Below are 577 nucleotides of genomic sequence, written 5' to 3' on the forward strand. Positions count from 1 at the left end.
GTCGAGTAGCAAGTGCAGAATCCACTATACGTACACAGGCTGGGCAAATTGAACAACGACTAACGAGTACGCAAGTTGAATCAGCCATTAACTCAAAAGGCTACCAAACTAAGTCTCAGGTCGATTCAAATATTACAGGTCGTGGCTATCTAACCAGTAGTTCTCTTCAACCCTATGCGACGACAACTAGTGTGCAGAATTTGGTTAGAACCACCTCTGATAGTTTTACCCAGCGAATCAGTCAAACGGAAAGCAGAATCCCAACCTCAGTTTCTCATCGAAATTTGATAGCTGGTACTTCGGATAGATGGGGTGCTTATCAGACGATAAATTCCAATAGTAACTGGGTAGCCCCTTTAGGAAGAGTTCAATTTGGAGATAGTAGTGGTATCTATGTTGGATCAAAAGTTCATTTATATGTTCATGTCTCAGCGGATGAGATTACCTTTGATCCTGCTGTAACGACTCGTACTATGAAACTTCAAGGTCCAATATTGGATAGTCAAAATGTTTGGACATGGATCAACTGGAATTTGTATCACCCTTTCTACAATAAATGGAGCAGCAATCTGACAAC

Annotated in this window: 1 pseudogene; it reads left to right on the forward strand. The window is 41.2% G+C overall.

Annotated features, from left to right (window positions below):
• Positions 1-577 (forward strand): annotated as a pseudogene (locus RFK25_RS11520) (phage tail spike protein); the annotation flags it as partial.

Origin of the sequence: Streptococcus sp. SS-4456, from assembly GCF_036680365.1 — a bacterium.
Taxonomy (GTDB): domain Bacteria; phylum Bacillota; class Bacilli; order Lactobacillales; family Streptococcaceae; genus Streptococcus.